Below are 361 nucleotides of genomic sequence, written 5' to 3' on the forward strand. Positions count from 1 at the left end.
GATGGTTGAAACGATTCGATAGACGCATGAAACAACCAAAACTCCATACCAGTCTTATTCTTCTCACCCTTCTGGGAGTGGCTTCTATGGTCTTTTCTGCCGAGAAACGGAAATACGACGTCCGCTTGGGTTTTGTCCCGCCGACCGATGCAACCACCGTCACCCTCACAGGTGATTTTTGCAAATGGGAGACGAATGCCATCCCGATGGAAAAGCAGCAGGATGGCAGTTACTCCGTCAAGGTGTCGCTTCCTGAGGGGATATATCTTTACAAATTTGTCGTCGATGGAGGAAAGCGCTGGTTCGAGGATCCAAAAAATCCTCACTACGTCCCTGATGGTTTTGGCGGAAGAAATTCCAT

At 48.8% G+C, this 361-nt stretch carries 1 protein-coding gene; it reads left to right on the forward strand.

Annotated features, from left to right (window positions below; all coding sequences use genetic code 11):
- Positions 1-26: 26 nt before the first annotated feature.
- The coding region (locus tag ABJK56_RS06125; RefSeq protein WP_347243780.1) for an isoamylase early set domain-containing protein at positions 27-361 on the forward strand (335 nt) is incomplete at its 3' end.

The sequence above is a fragment of the Thermogutta sp. genome, assembly GCF_039793925.1.
Taxonomy (GTDB): domain Bacteria; phylum Planctomycetota; class Planctomycetia; order Pirellulales; family Thermoguttaceae; genus Thermogutta.